At 51.0% G+C, this 19,115-nt stretch carries 16 protein-coding genes and 7 pseudogenes; 10 read left to right on the plus strand and 13 right to left on the minus strand.

From position 1 onward, the window contains the following. Positions 1-51: 51 nt before the first annotated feature. The 10 genes and pseudogenes from ACQGXV_RS00490 to ACQGXV_RS00535 all read right to left on the minus strand — a co-directional run bounded on the left by ACQGXV_RS00490 (position 52) and on the right by ACQGXV_RS00535 (position 9,082). The gene (locus ACQGXV_RS00490; RefSeq protein WP_440862517.1) at positions 52-702 is read right to left on the minus strand and encodes a recombinase family protein; all 651 of its coding nucleotides are present in this window, start codon (positions 700-702) and stop codon (positions 52-54) included. Between the two features lie 169 nt (positions 703-871). Continuing rightward, complete coding sequence (locus ACQGXV_RS00495; protein ID WP_440862518.1) at positions 872-1,846, minus strand: IS30 family transposase; 975 nt, start codon at positions 1,844-1,846, stop codon at positions 872-874. Positions 1,847-3,017: 1,171 nt separating this feature from the next. Beyond that, on the minus strand, positions 3,018-4,109 hold the full coding sequence (locus ACQGXV_RS00500; protein ID WP_440862519.1) for a Replication protein: 1,092 nt from the start codon (positions 4,107-4,109) through the stop codon (positions 3,018-3,020). Beyond that, positions 4,102-4,176 carry a RepA leader peptide Tap gene (tap, locus tag ACQGXV_RS00505; protein ID WP_440862605.1) on the minus strand — a complete coding sequence of 25 codons (75 nt, stop codon included), beginning with the start codon at positions 4,174-4,176 and terminating at the stop codon, positions 4,102-4,104. The genes ACQGXV_RS00500 and tap overlap by 8 nt, the downstream gene beginning before the upstream one ends. A 224-nt stretch (positions 4,177-4,400) precedes the next feature. Beyond that, positions 4,401-4,667, minus strand: a complete 267-nt coding sequence (gene repA / locus ACQGXV_RS00510) for a replication regulatory protein RepA (RefSeq protein ID WP_440862520.1) — start codon at positions 4,665-4,667, stop codon at positions 4,401-4,403. A 150-nt stretch (positions 4,668-4,817) separates the two neighbouring features. Next, positions 4,818-5,042: pseudogene (locus tag ACQGXV_RS00515) on the minus strand (phospholipase D-like domain-containing protein); the annotation flags it as partial. A 132-nt stretch (positions 5,043-5,174) separates the two neighbouring features. Then, entirely contained in the window at positions 5,175-5,945 is a 771-nt protein-coding gene (gene istB / locus ACQGXV_RS00520; protein ID WP_440862521.1) for an IS21-like element helper ATPase IstB, read from the minus strand. Continuing rightward, positions 5,942-7,093: pseudogene (gene istA / locus ACQGXV_RS00525) on the minus strand (IS21 family transposase); the annotation flags it as partial. The pseudogene istA and the gene istB, both read right to left, overlap by 4 nt. 15 nt (positions 7,094-7,108) lie before the next feature. Continuing rightward, positions 7,109-8,243, minus strand: a pseudogene (locus ACQGXV_RS00530) (IS3 family transposase). 33 nt (positions 8,244-8,276) lie between these two features. Beyond that, positions 8,277-9,082: pseudogene (locus tag ACQGXV_RS00535) on the minus strand (IS5 family transposase). Positions 9,083-9,475: 393 nt separating this feature from the next. Between ACQGXV_RS00535 and ACQGXV_RS00540 the strand changes: the two are divergent. Together ACQGXV_RS00540 and ACQGXV_RS00545 are read left to right on the plus strand one after the other, a co-directional pair. Further along, positions 9,476-9,679, plus strand: a complete 204-nt coding sequence (locus ACQGXV_RS00540) for a type II toxin-antitoxin system VapB family antitoxin (protein WP_440862522.1) — start codon at positions 9,476-9,478, stop codon at positions 9,677-9,679. Next, on the plus strand, positions 9,679-10,056 hold the full coding sequence (locus ACQGXV_RS00545; protein ID WP_440862523.1) for a type II toxin-antitoxin system VapC family toxin: 378 nt from the start codon (positions 9,679-9,681) through the stop codon (positions 10,054-10,056). Before ACQGXV_RS00540 ends, ACQGXV_RS00545 begins: the two co-directional genes overlap by 1 nt. Positions 10,057-10,318: 262 nt before the next feature. Here the strand turns inward: ACQGXV_RS00545 and ACQGXV_RS00550 are convergent, their stop codons facing one another. Then, positions 10,319-10,633, minus strand: coding sequence for an RAQPRD family integrative conjugative element protein (locus ACQGXV_RS00550; RefSeq protein WP_440862524.1), 315 nt, complete (start codon positions 10,631-10,633; stop codon positions 10,319-10,321). Positions 10,634-11,002: 369 nt separating this feature from the next. Next, positions 11,003-11,353 (minus strand): annotated as a pseudogene (locus ACQGXV_RS00555) (transposase); the annotation flags it as partial. Between the two features lie 186 nt (positions 11,354-11,539). On the opposite strand from ACQGXV_RS00555, the gene ACQGXV_RS00560 reads away from it, so the two are divergent. From ACQGXV_RS00560 to ACQGXV_RS00595, 8 genes and pseudogenes are all read left to right on the plus strand, one after another. After that, the gene (locus tag ACQGXV_RS00560) at positions 11,540-11,863 is read left to right on the plus strand and encodes a hypothetical protein (protein WP_440862525.1); all 324 of its coding nucleotides are present in this window, start codon (positions 11,540-11,542) and stop codon (positions 11,861-11,863) included. Between the two features lie 220 nt (positions 11,864-12,083). Next, positions 12,084-12,724, plus strand: a pseudogene (locus ACQGXV_RS00565) (replication protein RepA); the annotation flags it as partial. A gap of 502 nt (positions 12,725-13,226) precedes the next feature. Continuing rightward, positions 13,227-13,562 carry a TrfB-related DNA-binding protein gene (locus tag ACQGXV_RS00570; RefSeq protein ID WP_440862526.1) on the plus strand — a complete coding sequence of 112 codons (336 nt, stop codon included), beginning with the start codon at positions 13,227-13,229 and terminating at the stop codon, positions 13,560-13,562. A 100-nt stretch (positions 13,563-13,662) separates the two neighbouring features. Beyond that, positions 13,663-14,214: a single-stranded DNA-binding protein gene (locus ACQGXV_RS00575; protein WP_440862527.1), complete on the plus strand. Its 552-nt coding sequence runs from the start codon at positions 13,663-13,665 to the stop codon at positions 14,212-14,214. Between the two features lie 143 nt (positions 14,215-14,357). Beyond that, positions 14,358-14,591 carry a transposase gene (locus tag ACQGXV_RS00580; protein WP_440862528.1) on the plus strand — a complete coding sequence of 78 codons (234 nt, stop codon included), beginning with the start codon at positions 14,358-14,360 and terminating at the stop codon, positions 14,589-14,591. A 28-nt stretch (positions 14,592-14,619) separates the two neighbouring features. Next, positions 14,620-16,247: pseudogene (locus tag ACQGXV_RS00585) on the plus strand (ISL3 family transposase). Positions 16,248-16,298: 51 nt separating this feature from the next. Beyond that, positions 16,299-16,643, plus strand: coding sequence for a transposase (locus ACQGXV_RS00590; protein ID WP_440862606.1), 345 nt, complete (start codon positions 16,299-16,301; stop codon positions 16,641-16,643). Next, a complete protein-coding gene (locus ACQGXV_RS00595; protein WP_440862529.1) occupies positions 16,640-17,677 on the plus strand; it encodes an IS3 family transposase in 1,038 nt (345 codons plus the stop codon). The genes ACQGXV_RS00590 and ACQGXV_RS00595 overlap by 4 nt, the downstream gene beginning before the upstream one ends. A 29-nt stretch (positions 17,678-17,706) precedes the next feature. Here the strand turns inward: ACQGXV_RS00595 and ACQGXV_RS00600 are convergent, their stop codons facing one another. Further along, a complete protein-coding gene (locus ACQGXV_RS00600) occupies positions 17,707-17,853 on the minus strand; it encodes a hypothetical protein (protein ID WP_440862608.1) in 147 nt (48 codons plus the stop codon). Between the last annotated feature and the right edge of the window lie 1,262 nt (positions 17,854-19,115).

Here is a 19,115-nt window from a genome sequence, read left to right on the forward strand (position 1 = left end):
CTGCATATGTTACCACACCACCGGAGTCTGTTTGCCGGGAAGTCATCCCGGTTATTCATTCCGGGTATTACCGGTCTCCGGTTCCACCTTCTGAGCATTGCAGACCCGGATTACTGTCATTTTAGAAACGCCGGCCAGACGTGCGGTTTCGCGTAAGGATTTACCGTGAGCCAGGCGCAGTGTGCGTATCAGTTCGTGTTTCTGCACATCGGCTACTCTGCCCCGGTATTTGCCCTCGGTTTTCGCTTTACTGATCCCTTCCGCCTGGCGGCGTCTTCGGTCTTCATAGTCCTTTCTGGCAATGGCGGCCAGCATATCGAGCATCATCCCGTTCACGGCTTTCAGCATGCTGCGGGTAAAATCATCACTGATGACGCTGGTCAGCGCCAGATGGCTGGTTGGCAGGTCAAGACTGACGATGGCCAGCTGTTTATCAGTGATTTGCTTTCGCAGAGTTTCCCAGCCAGCGTCATCCAGCCGGGAGAGGCGGTCGACCTGTTCAGTCAGAATGACATCACCGGGTTCTGCCTCTTCCAGTAGTCGTAGCAGCTCGGGGCGGTTCATTGTGGTACAGGAGACATTATCGACATACCAGCCAGCGATACGCTGGCCATGCTGACGGGCAAATGTTTTCAGAGCATTTTTTGCACGGGTAGCATCCTGCTCTGATGTTGATGCGCGCAGGTATCCAAAAATGAGCATTTTCCACCCTTATGGTCACGTTTAAGTGGTCGCGTTATTTATGGTATCACTTATATGGTCACATTGATATGGAACAGCATACCAGATATCGGTATGGCTGAGGTATACCCCAATGTGAACGTGTAGGCACGCCCCATTCCCAGTCGAAACGCAACAAAACGGTAGGGCATTATGCCGCCTGTAAGTGCGTTAAAAATACCTCATTTGGAGAACGATAACCCAGCGATTTTCTGCCTCGCGTATTGAGCAGGTGTTCGAGTGCTGCAACCTTGCGATGGGTGACATAATTGAAGTCCGTTCCCTTCGGGTAAAAACGCCGTATCAGCCCGTTGGTATGCTCATTCAACCCGCGTTCCCAGGAATGATATGGCCGGGCAAAGTAGACCGGTGCCCCCGTGACTTTTGTAATTTCCCCGTGCTGGGAAAATTCAGAACCGTTGTCAGCAGTCAGGGTTTTAAACTCGCAGAAGGTATTGGCAACGATGTCCCTGAAGGCCGCTACCACTGTCTCTGCTCGCTTGTTGGGCAGTTTGCGAATGATGACCAGCTTGACGGCTTTATCGACCACCGTCAGCAGGAATGATTTCTGATCTTTGCCAAAGATGGTGTCAATCTCGAAATGCCCGGGTTCCTGCTTGAGGTCAGCAACGGCCGGCCGCTGCTCAATGCCAACACGGTTGGGAATAGGACCGCGTTTGTTCTCATCGGTCTGATAGTTATACCGTTTACCCCGATGAGGGAGCTGCTGATACAGCTCACCGCCGGCCCGGCGCTCCTGCTGGATATAGCGATAGAGCGAGTTCTTGCTGACGGACAGGCCAAATTCCAGGACCAGGCGCCCACTGATGACCTCAGGTGAGGTGTGGGTAGACAGCGCCGTTCTGATAACGTCCTGAATGTGCGGTTCAAGCTGGTTAATCACGCTGTCCGGCCGTGTTTTCTGCCGCCGCCCTCTGGCCAACGTTTCGGCCCTTCTGCAGGAATAGACCCCGTTGAAAGCGGCGTCGGTATTGCGTCTGAGTTCCCTGCTGATGGTAGAACGAGGAAGCTCCAGTTCCCGGGCGATGGTGGCCTGGTTAACCCCATCACCACGCCGTTTTTCGATGTAGAACCGCTCTTTGTGAGTCAGATGTTTTCCCTGCATGCAACGGGATCTCCAGTAGGGCCAGAACGGTGATTTTATCCGGGTCTGGCCAGTGGGTCACTTTGTTGCATTTCGACTGGGAATGGGGCCGTTTTGGATGTAAGTTTAGTGTCCTGATTATTCAACCACTACAGCTTACCCGTTGCGGCACCGTCGCCGACGGGTCTGATGACGCTGTGCGCGCAGGCACCTTATCTGCCATGTGGTTACCCTAATGCTGTCTACCAATATTGTTTAATTATAGCGCAATGTTAAAATTAACTGAATGTAATATAAGGTTTTTACATTTCATTCAGGCGCGCGAGCAGTGCGCAGCGTGACTTCAGATGCGTCGCTAGCGACGCATGCCGGCGGAAAGAATGTCACATAGGATGTTGTAGCCACTCCCGCCGGAACGCCCGGCGTAGCCGGTTACGGCTTGATAGAAATCACCTATCGATACCTTCGCCCTGCAAAGCTAAATTTGTTTACTATTACTATAAGGTTTATGTGCGCGGTCGGAGTGGTCACGGCAAGGCCTTTGGCCGTAGCCGGGGCGTATCTCCGCGTTATGCGCCGTAGGCGCTTACGAGCGTGTACTCGAGTCTTCCCGCTATAGATTTCAGAAGCCACGCTGAAGGTAGTTACAACATCCATTATAAAAGCCGCGCCGCCCCCCGGCCTTTGGCCGGGGGGCGGCGCGGCTTTTGCAGTGGTGGGGTTTGGCGCTGAGGTTCCAGAAGCGGTGTTTCATCGGTCGCACTTTTATGAATGTTGTAACTAATACTTAGTGCCCGCCGTTTTACGGCGGGAGGTGCTTTTGCTTTTACGAAGCTTCACCTGACGTTTGGGTTTATCGGGTGGCGTTTGCCCGAACAACGTGAGGGAGCAACTTTCGAGTGCCTGGCTTTAGCCTGCACGAAAGATACTCCCTTTTTAAAGGGCTTATTTTGTTCAGGAATAACGTTCGAAATTAACTGATATCTCAGGGGGGGTTTCGAAGTTAATAGGAGAGTACGAAGTTAATGAGGTAAAAGCAGGCCATCAGTTTGCCATCATCTCGTCACTGCTGCTCTGAACTGGAAAATTGCCTCAGAATAACGGTGTCCGGGATGATAAAAATTGCCTTTTCTGATGCAGCAGCAACACGAAAACCGAGCCAGGGCACGGTTAAAAAGAAAGAGGACAGGGATTAGAGTATACCAGCGCGCTCGAGCAGCAGTTTATAGTAGGCTTCCGGATTGGTGTTCAACAGGGCCGGGTGCTCCCGACTGACCTCCATCTCCAGCGCGTTAACTTGATGCGTCATAACCTTGCCACTGGTAGACCAGGCGACAAAGGCCTGATAGAGCGGATTCTGGCGTTTCTGTTTCGCTCTGGCCATCATGCTGACATTCGCCTGCAGGCCGTCCAGTACCAGGTCCAGACGCTTCGCCTCACGATTATCCAGACCGTCCAGCCCCTGCTGCAGCTCCCGGACCTTTGCCTGTTTATCCCGGGCCAGGTCAGGAGAAACCACCCAGCGTTTGATTTGCTTCAGGCGGTTGCGCAGGCTGTGTCTGTCTTTCAGGTCGATGCCGATACGCTCGACACGCAACAGGTGACGCTCGTATTTTTTACGCAGGCTCTCTGTCAGGCCATTCCGGATGGCCCACTGACGGAACTGGCACAGCCAGTGCCGGATTTCCTCCACTGCAATTCCCCGGGAGGTGAAGAACTTTTCAGTCAGCCAGAGGCGCAACGGCTTGTTCTGGCCCGAATCCGTATCTTGCCCGCGTAAAGTAATCACGTAACCCAGCTGCTCCTGCACTGAAAGGGCATGTAACGGGCTGTCATAAGCTTTACGTCCGTTACCGTAGACGTGCAGGCATCCCATTGCGGCGGCAATCTGTTCAAACGGCACCATGACTTCGAAAGCATAGTCACTGTCCGGGTTATAATCGCAGTTGGCCGCCAGTGCCATGGAGAGTGCATTCAGGGCCTCACGGCTCTCCGAACGGGCAGAAAGACGCATCGGCTTTGGCAAAAAGTGCGGATCATTACGTTTGGTATAGGGCACATATCCCTGCTGGCGCAGCGCGATCAGATCGGGATTACGATGCCAGTCATGGCTGCTCAGACGCGCCACGACCTTTGCCGCCATACCGCGCGGAACAGCACAGCTAAGCGTCGGCTGGTAGCGGCGATGAATTTTGGATTTCCCTTTGCGCATCGTATTGGACAACCCGCGCCGGGAAATAACAGAGATATCAGGCTGAACCTGAGAAAGAATGGTGTCAACCAAACCTGCCCGCGCTTATGTTGCACGGAAGGAGTAATGTACACAGAAGGTATTGAACTTTTCTGAGCATAAAACTATACTCCCTGCATAGAGCAACAGCTTCTATACAGTTTTAGGTAAGCCCCGGTAATCTCTCCACTCGCCAAAGTTAAGGAGACTATCGGGGTTTTTGCTTTTCAGGATTCCGTTCAAACGGCCTCAGAACCCATCCCTTGCCACCTTTCGGCGTGGCCAGCCAAAATTCTGTTAAAACGATCAGTAATCTATCACCGGATCTAAGAACACTCAAGAAAGTTATTCCGTGACGCTTTCTTCCAACCGCTGAGTTGCTGTCTTGATCAATATTTCAATCATTTCAGTCTGCGTAACACCTTCAGCTGCACACAGGCGATGAAGGTTATTTTTTAGAGCACTCTGTACGTACACACGAATTTCTTTATGAGTTTCTTTCTTGCGGGCAACCAATGCCTGCTGTCTTTCTGACGGCGACATTGGATTACCTTTACGGTAAATACGCTTCGTTTTCGATGAGGAAGTAACTGCGTTTACGACCTGTGACATCTCTGCCCCCTCAAGGATCAAACAAGGATCGTTTCGCAGAGGATACTACAGATTCCTGAAATCAGCGACTTAACTTTACATCAAACTGTGAGCCACGTTGGCGCGCGGCCCATAGGGGGGAGAAAAAAGCAATAAACGGGGCGATTTAGCTCAGTACGAAGAGTGCCATTCTGAACCGCCATCCCAGCGTGATTGCCAGTGCGACAGATACGTCTGTGCCAGTTCAGGGACCTCACGGATCACCAGAACGTTTTCCGAATTTCGGGAAGCACTAGACCTGGTGAAATTAAAGCTACCTGACTCAACCGTATGATTATCAACAATAATGACTTTGTCGTGCATAATGGCGAAGCGGGCGTTTGTACGCAGCGGCAGCTGGCGAAAAGTGAACTTACGCATGAAATAACCTCAGAAATACTGTTCGGATGTGTTAACCAGAAACGCCGGGTTACCTGCTAGTTATTAGGCGTCAATTACTTTTGCCGGTCGTCAACTACCTTGACCGCCTTATGATTGTTGCTTAGTTGACTGCTGGGTTACCGCTTTTGACGTTTTCTTTCTGTAACTTTCTCCTTTTAACTCGAAGATATACGCGTGATGGATCAACCGATCTGCCGCCGCTACCGCCATCGTTTCATCCACGAAGATACTTCCCCATGTGCTGAACGGATGGTTGCTGGTGATGATCAGGCTCCCTCTTTCATACCGGTGCGCGATAAGCTCGAACAACACCCCCGTTTCTGCATTGTCACGTTTGACATAACCAATGTCATCTATCACTATAACCCGGTAGCGATCCAGCTTCAGCAACACTTCGTTAAGTCTCAGCAACGACCGCGCTTTTTGCAGCTCCTGTAGCAGTTCTCCCGCACTGAAAAACCGCGCCCGGTAGCCCTGACCTACAACACCGTCAACTATCGCCGCCGCTAGATGGCTCTTGCCCAGTCCGCTGGCTCCGAACAGCAGCACATTCTCCCCCGCATCAACCCAGTCCGTCGTTTCACACAGCTGACGGACCTGGGCTGCGTTCAGTTCCGGCACCTGACCGAAGTTATATTCCGACACAGATTTACCCGCAGGCAACCTGGCATCCTTTATGTAACGCCGTAGCCGCTCGCTCTCACGATGTGTCGCTTCCTCACTGCACAGCGACAGCAGGTAACGTGACGGTGTCCAGCCTTCTGCCAGCGCGCGTTTTTCCTGACTGTGCCATTCGGAGGCGACCCGCGTCAGCCTGAGTTTTCGCAGCAGTCTCTCCAGCGTATGGATATCAGTCACTCAAGGCCTCCTTTTGGCAACAACTGGTCATAGCTACGCAGGCTGTGTTGAACCAGCGTTCCGGCAGCCAACTCACCGCTTCCTTTCACGTTCAGATAATTCAGAAGTTTTTGCACATCGGGCTCTCCAGGCTCCAGCAGCAGTTGGTTTACGCCCTGAGCAACCCGCGAGATATCTTCCTGTTCTGCCGCCAGTTTCAGTGCATTAACCATCAGCCGGCTGGCCAGTTGGGGACACAGACGCGAGCACATCCGTTGCCAGAGCTGACGCCATTCGTCATCCGGCAGGATGTCATTACGCAGCGCAGCGTGGTAGAACGCGTTGGGTTTTCTGACCAGACCACCAATGACGTGCCGGAAGTCGATACTGCGGGCGCGGCGTTTTCCCTTCGCTGGACGAACACGGCGGCAGCTCATCACCTCTTCACTGCCTACATAACAGCTCAGCCGATCGTCCCACAGACGGACCTTAAGCATCTGACCGATAACCCGGGAGGGGACGCTGTACACCACAAGCCTGACATTGATAGTGCTACTGCTGCTCGCCCGGACTGACAGTTCTTCATAGTCCGCACAACGCCTCTCGGGAAGCGGTTTCAGCACGGTAAGCTCCTGGCGAAGCAGATCATGATTACGCTGGTTATAACGCAGCACCTGCTGCGTGATGAACTGCCGGTATTCATCCAGTGTCGCGAAGTCATGACTGTTTCTCAGCAACAGCGCCTGACGGATGCGCTGTTTCAGATGCCCGTGGGCCGATTCAACGGAGCCATTTTCATGGCCGCGCCCGCTGTTATTGCGCGACGGGATCATGCCGTAGTGTTCACATAGGTGAGCATAACGTTCCGTTAGATCGCGATGATCGTCTTGGCTCAGGTTTTTCCACCCGGCGGACAGGCTGTCGGTGCGGTGCTCCTGCGGAACACCGCCCAGTTGTCCCAGCGCTTCCTGAACACCTTCAGCAAGCGCGGTGACGCTTTCACCTCCGGTGACCACCCGCATCCAGCTCCAGCGGCTCCACTCAAGCCGGAAGTGGAAGAGTTTATGCTCAAACGGCCGGCCATTAATGGTGATCTCAGTCCCCTTGAGTTGGGTAAAATCAGATAAAGCTCTCAGGCCGGGCTGATGTTCCTGGCGGAACATCACTTGCACTGGTCAAGTAAATCAGGACACTTTTTTCTCAGCCATTTGTTCATAACGCACCGGAGACAGATCCCCGTTAGCGGCATGATGCCTGTCTAGGTTGTAGTAGCGGATATACGTCGCCACATCCTGCTCCATGTAAGCCCGTGTTGGGGTACCAGCAGCAACCATTCATGTTTCAGACTGCCCCAGAAGCGCTCCATCACCGCATTATCCCAGCAGGCACCCACGTCTCCCATACTGCTCCTCAGCCTGTAGCTGCTCAGCAGCGCCTGAAAGTGTTGTCCCGTGTACTGCGCCCCCCTGTCCGTATGCACCACCAGGCCCGGCGGGGGAGTTCGCAGGTTATATGCCTTCATCAGGGCCCCGCAGACCAGCGATGAGGTCATCCGTCTGTCCACCTGCCAGCCCACTATCTGCCGGGAGTACAAATCCATAATAGCCGCCAGATACAGCCAGCCTTCACCGGTCTTCAGATACGTGATGTCACTCGCCCACACCTGATTTGGCCCCGGCGGGTTAAAATTCTGGTTCAGCAGGTTTGGGGCCACCTCTGCACCTGGGCGGGGTTTTGTCGTGACCTTATAAGTCCGGCGCTGTCGGCAGACCAGCCCCTCTTCCTGCATGAGTTTCCTCACCCGCCAGCGGCTGATTATGATGCCTTCTCCACGAAGCCTTTTGACCAGCGTCCGGCTTCCTGCTCCCTGCCTGCTGGCGGCGAACAGCGCCTTTAACCTGACCCGTACCTCCACGTCTTTTTGCAGCGGTTCGGCGGGCTTTTTTCGCCATGCATACCAGGCAGAGGCCGTCACACGCATGACCCGACAGAGTGTACGAACGCTGAAGTCAGTGGCATTGTCGAGAATGAACCGGTATCTCACGACATATGTTTCGCGAAGAAGGCACTCGCCTTTTTTAGTATCGCCTTCTCTGTACGTAACTCTTTGTTTTCCTTTTGTAACCGTTTTAACTCTGCACGTTCATCATCGCTGAGTACGCCGTTGCTCTGCTCGCGTGCCAGCGAGACCCATGTATGCAGGGTTTTGTTGCTTATGCCCAGCGATGCTGCTGCCCTGGCTATCGTATAGCCCTGCTCTGTTACCAGGGCAACGGCTTCCTTTTTAAACTCAGGGGTAAATTGTCGTTTATGGTTCACTAAACACCTCCGTTTTGGATGTAAGTTTAGAGCCTATCCCAATAGGATTTTATTCCAGACAATGATGCCGCAGGTAAAATGCAGCATCGCCTCATAATTTTCGACTTTCTTCTCCCAGCGAGTCAGAACCCGACGAAAGCGATTCATCCAGCTGTGCGTTCTCTCCACTACCCAGCGGTGAGCTTTAAAATCCGTGTTTTTGATGGCTTCCGACTCCTCTTTCCTTGACTGGATATGAGGTTCGTAACGACGACTTTTCAGACAGGCCTCCAGCCATCCGGCTTCATAGCCTTTGTCCAGACAGAGGCGGAGCTTTCTGCCGGGTCTGCCCGTCTGAAGGGCGTCGAGAGTATCAGCAACCAGCTTTATGTCGTGGGTATTTGCCCCTGAGACAACCAGAGAGAGGGGAAGCCCGTTCGCATCGGTCATCAGGCTACGCTTTACACCCTGTTTCCCCCGGTCTGTGGGATTCCGTCCTGTTTTTTTGAGCCTGCCAGCGGTGACTTCGTCATACAACCATCTATCGACAGCCATGACCAGTCGATAGCATCCAGCTGCTCGCAGGCCAGCAACCCGTTCTGCCAGAACCGTTCAAAAACTCCTGCATCCCGCCACTCCTGGAAGCGGCGGTGAGCGGAGCTTGACGAGCATATTCCGGTGGCATTCAGGGCATTCCACTGGCAACCGGTTCTGAGCACAAAGAGAATGGCGTTCATTGCGGCACGATTATCAACCCGCCTGCGATGCGTACCCAGCGGATGGTGGGTTTTGTGTTCCGGGAGCAACGGAACCATTTTCCCCCAGAGTTCATCGCTGATCTGCCACTTATTGCTTGCCATACTTCCCTCAGAAATTGCCATTACTTATTAACTGACAATTCCTTTTGGGATAGGTTCTTAGTGTCCTGATTATTCAACCACTACAGTTGATGGCTAAAAAGCGGAAGGATTCTGTAAGTCATACAGCCGCATTTTACAGAAAGGAATCTGTCACTTTTTTTAATGGTAATTGACGCCAAGGGGCATTTTGTAATTGTCGTCTGACAACCAGAAAAACGGCCGATTTTCTGATGGTTACAGATCGGCATAATTTCTGTTTGAATTATCGTTAGAAAACTCATTGTGGAAATCAACGCAAGATTACCCTGCTATATTTATCTTTTCTTGTTAATTGCTTTGACTCTGTTTTTGATGCAAGATAGCATCAATATATGAATCTCGTGAGGTGGTATTATGAGAACTACAGTCACAATTGATGATGTGCTGTATGCGCAGGCGCTGGAAATGGCCGATCCCGATATGGATAAAGCTGATATTTTCCGGGAGGCTGTGAAAACGTTTATTCGGGTACAGGCGGCAAAAAGGCTGGCGTCGCTCGGCGGTTCATCGCCTGAAATGCAGATGATCCCTCGCCGCCGCGAGGAGCCATCCGCATAATGACTATTTTGGTTGATACGTCCGTCTGGGTTGACCATTTCAAAAACAGGAATGACGGATTGGTCCAGTTGCTGGTTCGGGACCTGGTTCTGACACATCCGATGATTCTTGCAGAGATAGCCTGTGGTACACCTCCGGCTCCAAGACTGAGAACGCTTAGTGATCTGGGGCTGTTACCACAAAGTCATCAGGCCACTATCATCGAGGTGATGGCATTCATTGAGAACGAAAAGCTATACGGTCTTGGATGTGGTCTGGTTGATATTACATTACTGGCATCAACCCTTATAACACCAGGGGCGAGACTTTGGACACGGGATAAGCGGCTTGAGAAGTTGGCTAAACGTCTTAATGTGAGTTATCAGCCGATTCATTGACAGAATTTAAACTACCCAGGCAACCACCAAGAAACCAGATGGTTTTCTGGTGGTGAAGAGCGTCTCATGGAACGTGCGCGGGCGAATCAGTAATGTGGTTCGGAATCAGCTAATGTGGTTTCATTCTCAGATAAAGTGATTTGAAACGTGATTTCATTCTCACGGAATGTGGTTTGGGAAAGTGCATTTATTGCGCGTCAGGCCGATCATCATTGCGCGTCACTACACGTACCGGCATTCCACCCATTCTGTTGCGTACCGTTCATCGCCATGCGGGTTCCTCGGCACGGTACTGTCCGGTGACAGCGGTGGGTGTTGTAGGTTGTGCGCGGGATGGCTCCAGATAGCGGGAGATCCCCTGCTGCATGGTGGCGATATCTCGCTTGGCCTGCTGATAATCGAAATAGAAGCGTGCATCTTGGTTCTGGTTCGCCACGACGCGAGCGCGATCAAGTCCTGCTTGAAGCTGCTCCAATTGGCGCATGACCAGCGCCAGTTCATCTTTCTCCGACGCCTGGCACTGCAGCACCGACAGGACTGTCAGTAACAGTGCACAGAAGGTATTCATATGGCGCATAGGCTGCTCTCCCGGTATATCTGACGCAAAGCCGCTAGGCTGGCAGTAGGAAATTGTTTATGGGTTGGTGAAAATTAAAGGGAGCGAACCGCAATAACGATCCCTGGCATTTATCGACAAGTGCGGAAAATCCGAAAATAGCGCACAAACACACTTTGTAATCCTATTCTCAAAGCACTCGCTTCAGCCAATTTCGGTGACAGGATACATGTCCATTTAAAAACAATAGTACATAGAACCTATCCCAAAAGGAATTGTCAGTTAATAAGTAATGGCAATTTCTGAGGGAAGTATGGCAAACAATAAGTGGCAGATCAGCGATGAACTCTGGGGAGTCTGTAAAGAATTTCGTGTAAATGGCTCCATCGCTTAACCGGAAATCCGATCTCCATACATCAACATGAATTGGCTCATAGCCGGTTTCCTGTCTCTGATTGGTAGGGTCCATTTAGCCGAGATATTATGCAAGGCTAGATAGAATAATTTTAGCACCGAGTCATCCGTTGGAAATATTCGTCGCGTTTTCGTTATCTTGCGCAATGAAGCATTTAACGACTCTATCGCGTTGGTGGTGTAGATAACCTTGCGAATCTCCGGCGGAAAATCAAAAATGACGATGAGACGTTCCCAATTATTTCTCCACGATGGGCTGATCGTCGGGAACCGCTCATCCCATTTGGCCGCGAAGGCATCCAGGGCCTCTTCAGCGCCCTCTAGGCTGTGTCCCTTAATTGCACGATAGATGAAAAATCGTACAAAGCAGGCTGTTTTTGACAGTAAAAACACCCAAAATCAGTCCAAAAAACGAACAGATTCGATGTGTTTTTCTCATTTCCAATCAGTGAAAATTAATTAAGGGACACAGCCTAGTGTTTTCTCAGCGTTACATTACTACGGAAAATTGCAATGGCAGAGGAAAGCAAACAGCTAACCAAACGGCAACAAAAAGCCATTGATACAGCGGCGCTAATCCGGCAGGAGCCGCCGCAAGGTGAAGATATGGCATTCACCCACTCCATTCTGTGCCAGGTCGGTTTGCCCCGTTCTAAGGTGGCTGGGCGCGAGTTTATGCGCCGTTCTGGTGATGCCTGGCTCGTCGTACAGGCAGGCTGGATTGATGAAGGCAGTGGCCCGGTAGAGCAGCCGTTACCCTATGGTGTCAGACGACAATTACAAAATGCCCCTTGGCGTCAATTACCATTAAAAAAAGTGACAGATTCCTTTCTGTAAAATGCGGCTGTATGACTTACAGAATCCTTCCGCTTTTTAGCCATAACTGTTGGGTGCTCACTTCGCTGCGCTCCGCCTCAGTCCTGACTAAAAAGCGTTACTGGTTAGTGTTAAGGGAGCTAGGAAAAGGAAACTTAGGAAGCATTTAAAAGTGACATTCCTTCTGGTATGACCTCTTTAGGGTAATTGACGCGATAGCAAGGGTTGTAATTGTCGTCTAATACCCTATGGCGCTATGCCGCGACTCACGTTCGCCTGGATTTCATCGTATGCACTGCGCAACAAAACGCGAGAAATCGCCATCGGCCACAGCGCTAATGAGTTTCTTCACCTTATGGGGATGGACTCACAGGGAACCCGTCATAAAACGCTGCGTACACAAATGCAGGCGCTGGCCGCGTGTCGTTTGCAGCTGGGCTTTAAGGGCCGGACCTATAACGGCCAGCCCGTCGAACAGTTTGATGCCTGGATCAAAGATGGTGACGCGAAGCAGCTCACGTTATGGCCGGGAACACTCACCCTGTCCGAAGGCTATTATAACGGCCTGATAGACAGCGCCGTTCCGCTCGACAACAGAGCGTTACATGTGCTGAAAGGCTCCGCGCTGGCGCTCGATATATACGCATGGCTTGCTCACCGTCTCCACCGCATAGAGGGCCGCCCGGTCATGCTGTACTGGATGAAGCTGCGGGAGCAGTTCGCCCAGGAGTACAGCGGGAAGAATGCCGACAAGGATTTTAAACGAGCATTCATGCCAGCGCTGAAACAGGTGCTTTCAGTGTATCCGGCGGCAAAGGTCGAACAGGTTAAAGGTGGCCTGCTGCTGTATTGTTCCCGCCCCCTATACCGTATAAATCCTGATGTAAAGGCCCACAACGGGCCTTTTCTTTTGTGGATAAGCCTGTTTATTCAGCAAGTTATCCACGTTAAATCGCCCCCCCTAGCCCACGTTAGATTACCCCCCTAAACCTGTAAGGTCATCCTTTATGTTTTTCCTTTAATTTCTACCTATACATATATCCTGTAATTAACAACGCCTATCTGTGAGTAAGGCGCGTCCGGTGTATGACTTAACAGCAGTGGAAATTACGCTTCCTCGACCTGACAGACTCGCCGCGCTGCGGCTCCCTAATCAGGTCTTGCGGCGAGCGTTGCGGACTCTCTTTTAAAAGCGATAACTTTCGCTATAATCCAGAGCTATCAGCATTTCCTTCGCTGATTCACCCGGAGGCCAGTTGCTGCCGCGACGGCCTACCCCCTTCTTTTCTATTAGCTCAATAGAGTAAAATAATTATTTACTAACATTGACCATTAGCGATACCCGCTATATCATGGGTTTAATCGTTATTAATCAGGAATGACTATGGCCCGCAAACAGACCCGCAGCATGACGCAGGAAGAATGGGATCGCCTCTTACCCGCAATGCAGACGTTTACCCACTTATCGACCGAAATCGGTCATTCCGTTTTGGTTAAAGGGGAAAGCAATAAAGACGTGGCCGAACGTGTTGGACGGACCAAGCAAAACGTGGGTTCCACGGTCAAGCGCATTTGGGATCTGTACCAGTCTGTAGCCGTCGATTTTGAGGGCGAGAAGCTACGGAAAGTTGACGTTTGGCTACCCGAAAAGATGGCCCTGAAGGTGCTGAAGGAAGCCGAAAAATACGCCATCAACCAGAATAGCCCGAATAAGAAATAATAGTAAATATTTAATTTACTTAGATTGACTGAAACCCTTCAAATTGCGATAATTATTTCTCCGGGAAGCCCACAGCTTCCCATTATCAGGAGGATAAATTATGGCTTCACGCGGTGTTAACAAAGTAATTCTCGTTGGCAATTTAGGCCAGGACCCCGAAATGCGCTATATGCCTAATGGCGGCGCGGTCGCTAACCTGCGCCTTGCCACATCTGAATCATGGCGAGATAAAGCCACTGGCGAGCAGAAAGAAGTCACGGAATGGCATACGGTGGTTATCTTCGGCAAGCTGGCCGAGATTGCAGGTGAATACCTCCGCAAAGGTTCGCAGGTATACATTGAAGGCCAGCTGCGTACCCGCAAATGGCAGGATAAGGACCAGCAAGATCGCTACTCAACGGAAATTGTGGTTAGCATGAACGGCGTTATGCAGATGCTGGGCGGTCGCCAGGGCGGCGGCGCTCCCGCTGGTCAGGGCGGTGGTTGGGGACAGCCACAACAACCACAGTTTAGCGGTAGTGGTACGCCAGCTGCTGCACCGGGGGCGCAAGGGCAGCAACCACAACAGGGCGCGATGCCGGACTTTGAAGATGATATTCCATTCGCGCCGATCACACTTCCCTTCCCTAACCATGCGATTCACGCGCTGTAATGAAAATAAAGCCCCGTGAGGGGCTTTTCTTATGAGGGCTGAAGTTCGGCCTTCTCGCAATGCTCCCCGCCGCAGAACACCCCCTATGTCAGGGTAGTTGTCGCCTCTAACTGAAAAAAATCAGGGGGCAGGATACGACAATAATGAAGACTTATTCACCCGAGCGTAAAGCAGCTGTGATCGCCAGAATGATGCCACCGCATAACCAGTCAGTTGTTCAGATCGCCCGTTCTGAAGGGATCCCAACCAATACGCTTTATGCTTGGCGTTCTCAAGCCGGAATTCCTGTCAATACCGATCGAATTCTGACCCACCCTGCCAAAGTAAAACTGGGTCTTCCGCAACTTGGGTGGAAGCAAAACAATGAAACTTTTTAGATAACAGGGATCTAAGCTGTTTTAAGTTATGGATAACGCTATGTCTTCACTGAAGACGCTTTTACAGCTGCCTTGCGGATGGCAATCCAACCGACAAGTTGTTAGTTCTGATGGGATAACTCTCCATCTTCGTGCCACGCGTAAAACAGCACTATGTCCTGAATGCCTTAAGCGCAGCAAATCGGTTCATAGTTGTCGGCGACGCCGAATACAGCATCTACCTTGTTCAGGCCAGACACTGTGGCTGGTATTTGCCGTCCGCCACTGGTACTGCCGTAACCCATCCTGCTCACGCAAAATTTTTGCCGAGTCGCTGGCTCCTTTCGCCGGTTCACGGCAGCAGTCTTCGCAGGCGTTACAAAATTTACAGCGTCAGCTAGGATTAATCGCCGGAGGTGAGGCTGGAAGACGGGCGGCAACGGCAGCTGGTCTCCGTAGCAGTGCAGATACTCTTCTTCGCAGGGTGATAAATACCCCAGAGACTAAACCGCCAGGTACGCCCCATGTCGGTATCGACGAGTGGGCATGGCATCGGGGCCACCGTTATGGGACGTTAATAGTCAATCTTGATACTCGCCGTCCCCTTGTCCTGCTTCCCGGTGGCGATCAGCGTACGCTGGCTGCTTGGTTCAGAAAATACCCTGAAATACAGGTTGTCTCGCGTGATCGCGGCGGTATCTATGCCACAGCAGCACGTGAAGGGGCGCCTCAAGCCAAACAGGTGGCAGATCGCTGGCACCTGCTGAAAAACATTGGCGATGCACTTGAACGGATGATGTACAGACATATGCCTCTGATACGTCTTGTTGCCAGTGAGTTGTCGCCAAAGAAACCACCTGAGCCAGAACTGGTAGAGCCAGCTCCATATATCTGTTATCTGTCGCCCGGAGCGACTTAAGCAGCAGACTCGTAATAAACGCCACCAACGCTGGGTGGAGGTAATAACCTTGCATAAGAATGGATGTGGGCTCCGTCAAATATCCCGCACCACCGGGTTATCACGCGTAACGGTCAGGCGTTGGCTTCAATCAGGTACATTCCCTGAAATGTCGACCCGCCCTCGGAAACCAAGCCTTCTGGATCCCTGGCGTCGGTGGCTGGAAGAACAGCGTGAAAGCGGTAATCACAATGGCAGCCAGATATGGAGGGAAATGGTGGCAAAAGGGTTCACCGGTAGCGAAACCACCGTCAGGGATGAGGTTGCCAGATGGCGTAAGGGTGGGAGCGCACCTGTTACTGCGCCAGCCCGTCTCCCGTCAGCTTCGCGTGTGAGCCGTTGGTTGATGCCCTGGAGGATAATAAGAGGGGAAGAAAGTTATGCCTCCCGCTTCATCGGGCTGATGTGTGAAAAAGAACCACAGCTGAAATATAGCACAGCAACTTGCGTTGGACTTCTACCGGATCTTGAAAACGAAAAACAAGCCACAGCTAAGCAAGTGGTTCACTCACGTCAGCGAAAGCGGCCCGCTTGAGCTTCAACGTGTTGCAGCCGGGATGGAAGCTGATGCAGCAGCAATATGTGAAGCCATTACCAGCAAATGGAGTAACGGTGTAGTCGAGGGGCATGTGAATCGCCTGAAAATGCTGAAGCGGCAGATGTACGGACGTGCCGGGTTCGAATTACTGAGGCGTCGGGTGATGAGCCCTCTGGCTTGAAGGGGGTCCACCCAAGTTGCGGAAGACCCAGTTTTACATCGGTAGCGACAAATTCCTAACCAGGCTGCAGAGGCGGGAGATAAACCGTCTCAAGAATGGTCGCAGGAAGCGCGCTTTGCCGTTCTCGTTGAAACGGCACCTCTGTCTGCACACGCTATTGCCGAATATTGTCGCCGTAAAGGCCTTTATCCTGAGCAGATACAGCAGTGGAAGGAGCAATTTATGCAGACCAGCCAGCGGGAAGAAAAAGTGATCGTCAAAAAACAGCAAAAGGACATTCAACAGCTTAACCGTGAAATAGCCCGCAAGGATAAGGCGCTGGCAGAAGCTGCTGCGCTGTTGATACTGGAAAAAAAGTTCAAAGCGTTGTTCGACCAGGAAAGCGGGGACGAATGACGCGTACCACTGACAGGCTACGGTTGATGGCGATAGTGCAGGAAGCCGTAAATGCCGGCGCCAGGGTGAGCAAAGCCTGCTGCAGTGTGGGGTTGAGCGAACGAACGCTACAGCGTTGGAAACAGGTGCCCGACGACCGACGAGCCATAACGCCACGGCCACGGCCCGTGCCGAAAAATAAACTCAGTGCTGAAGAAGAACGGCAGATTCTGGCCATCTACCATGAGCCGCGGTTCGCCAGCCTGCCTCCTGCGCAGATAGTTCCACATCTGGTAGATGAGGGCCGCTCTATCGCCAGCGAGGCGACTTTCTATCGAATGCTGCGGCGAGCCGGAGAAATGGCCCGTCGTGGCCGGCAACGAAAGCCGCGCCGCAAGGCGATATCAACCTGGAAGGCGACGGCAGCCAACCCGCTATGGGCGTGGGATATCACCTGGCTGAAGTCGCTGACGGCAGGCCATTGGTTTTACTTGTATCTGATAGAAGATGTGTTCAGCCGAAAAATCGTCGGTTACGAAGTGTATGCCGTTGAAAGTGGAGAAAATGCAGCAGAATTGCTGGGGCGCACGGTGCTGAGTGAGCGCTGCTGGCAGCAGCCGCTAGTGCTGCATGCGGATAACGGTGCGCCGATGAAATCCCAGGTGCTACAGGTAAAGCTTGCGGAACTGAAGATAACGCCATCGCACAGTCGGCCTCGCGTGAGCAATGATAACGCGTATGTTGAATCGTTTTTCAAAACGCTGAAATATGCACCAGCGTGGCCGGAAAAAGGCTTCGCTACGCGGGAAGAGGCTCGAACCTGGGTGGAAAGCTTCGTCGCCTGGTACAACGAAGAGCATCTCCATAGCGCCATTCGGTATGTGACGCCAGGTCAGCGCCACAGGGGCGAAGACCGCCTGCTGCTGACGCAGCGTAAATCGGTGTATGAGGCAGCCAAAATGCGAAATCCGCATCGTTGGTCAAGTCAAACACGGAATTGGAGTCGGCAGGACGAAGTATGGCTAAATCCTGAGCGGGGAACTCCCGCTGCATGAGTTAACGGAGGCGACAACTACCTTGACACTCACCGATCTTCACCCCTGTGCCGCTGACCCGGTGTGACGTAGCGGATGCCGCTGTGGCGATGTTCTTCGTTGTACCAGCCGACGAAGGTTTCCACCCAGTAACGCTTTTTAGTCAGGACTGAGGCGGAGCGCAGCGAAGTGAGCACCGAACAGTTATGGCTAAAAAGCGGAAGGATTCTGTAAGTCATACAGCCGCATTTTACAGAAAGGAATCTGTCACTTTTTTTAATGGTAATTGACGCCAAGGGGCATTTTGTAATTGTCGCCTGACACCTTGACACTCACCGCAGAGACGAAGACAGCCAGTTGCTGGTAAAGCGAAAATCGGTGTATGAGGCAGCAAAAATGCAGAACCCGCATCGTTGGTCAGGGCCAACAAGAAACTGGGATCGGCAGGACGAAGTGTGGCTAAATCCGGAACGGGAAAAGCAGGCCGTATGAATCATACTGGGGCGGCAACTACCTTAACATGCACCGTAATTAATTTGTATTAATTTTGAATCAATAGGATAATATTCTGTTATGGAAAATTTATTTTTTAACCAAAAAATCAAAATGTTAACCTAAGGAAAGTCATTATAGACAGATTTTTTCATTGTTGTTTCTTATAATAACCATTATAAAACAACGTCTTAATTTATTCAAAAACGCCGATGTATCGAGAGGTTATCAGCATGTTACTCCAAAACAGGCGTGTCATAACAGCGTTATTCACTATTATTCAATAACGCCGTAAAATTCAGTTAATTATTGTCGAAACATCTTATTAATGGTGATAAATATAAAAAAGTAAAAAAAAACACATCTTCGGTTTTTTATTCTAAATTAAATTTAGATGAAAAATAAAACTCCAGAATTCAGCTTTTAATTGAGAAATTAAGTATAATATAAATCAAGTAAAATATTGTTAATGTATTGATTTTAAATCAATTTAACGAAAAGCATAAATTTCAGAAATTCCAAATCTTTCTGTTTATAGTCAATACTTACCTATAAGTAATTAATAAACGATTGAATCAGCCATGCGGATAAATTTTCTTGGGGAGCTTCGTGGTCCCGACGTCATTACTGCCTTTCCCTGAATCATACACTTTACGCCCGGAAAGCGCGCTTTCCGTAGAATGAGAAGACTACTTATATTTTTCCGCTAAGGTGGGAGTCAAAAAAGGCGCTGTTTGAAGCTCAGACTTAGGCTGTGTCCCTTAATTGCACGATAGATGAAAAATCGTACAAAGCAGGCTGTTTTTGACAGTAAAAACACCCAAAATCAGTCCAAAAAACGAACAGATTCGATGTGTTTTTCTCATTTCCAATCAGTGAAAATTAATTAAGGGACACAGCCTAGTGAGCCAAACATTATAGACATGCAAAAAAAAGCTCTGTCTTCACCTGTTATCCCATGCTTTAA

Source organism: Symbiopectobacterium purcellii (assembly GCF_052050035.1).
Classification (GTDB): domain Bacteria; phylum Pseudomonadota; class Gammaproteobacteria; order Enterobacterales; family Enterobacteriaceae; genus Symbiopectobacterium; species Symbiopectobacterium purcellii_A.

Bases quoted from the DNA above. Each gene is read 5' to 3' on its own strand.
- repA (WP_440862520.1), bottom strand. From the start codon at position 4,667: ATGTCACAGGTCGTAAACGCAGTTACTTCCTCATCGAAAACGAAGCGT.
- ACQGXV_RS00495 (WP_440862518.1), bottom strand. From the start codon at position 1,846: ATGCAGGGAAAACATCTGACTCACAAAGAGCGGTTCTACATCGAAAAA.
- ACQGXV_RS00560 (WP_440862525.1), top strand. From the start codon at position 11,540: ATGGCAGAGGAAAGCAAACAGCTAACCAAACGGCAACAAAAAGCCATT.
- ACQGXV_RS00575 (WP_440862527.1), top strand. From the start codon at position 13,663: ATGGCTTCACGCGGTGTTAACAAAGTAATTCTCGTTGGCAATTTAGGC.
- ACQGXV_RS00580 (WP_440862528.1), top strand. From the start codon at position 14,358: ATGAAGACTTATTCACCCGAGCGTAAAGCAGCTGTGATCGCCAGAATG.
- ACQGXV_RS00570 (WP_440862526.1), top strand. From the start codon at position 13,227: ATGGCCCGCAAACAGACCCGCAGCATGACGCAGGAAGAATGGGATCGC.
- ACQGXV_RS00595 (WP_440862529.1), top strand. From the start codon at position 16,640: ATGACGCGTACCACTGACAGGCTACGGTTGATGGCGATAGTGCAGGAA.
- ACQGXV_RS00540 (WP_440862522.1), top strand. From the start codon at position 9,476: ATGAGAACTACAGTCACAATTGATGATGTGCTGTATGCGCAGGCGCTG.
- ACQGXV_RS00490 (WP_440862517.1), bottom strand. From the start codon at position 702: ATGCTCATTTTTGGATACCTGCGCGCATCAACATCAGAGCAGGATGCT.
- ACQGXV_RS00550 (WP_440862524.1), bottom strand. From the start codon at position 10,633: ATGCGCCATATGAATACCTTCTGTGCACTGTTACTGACAGTCCTGTCG.
- ACQGXV_RS00545 (WP_440862523.1), top strand. From the start codon at position 9,679: ATGACTATTTTGGTTGATACGTCCGTCTGGGTTGACCATTTCAAAAAC.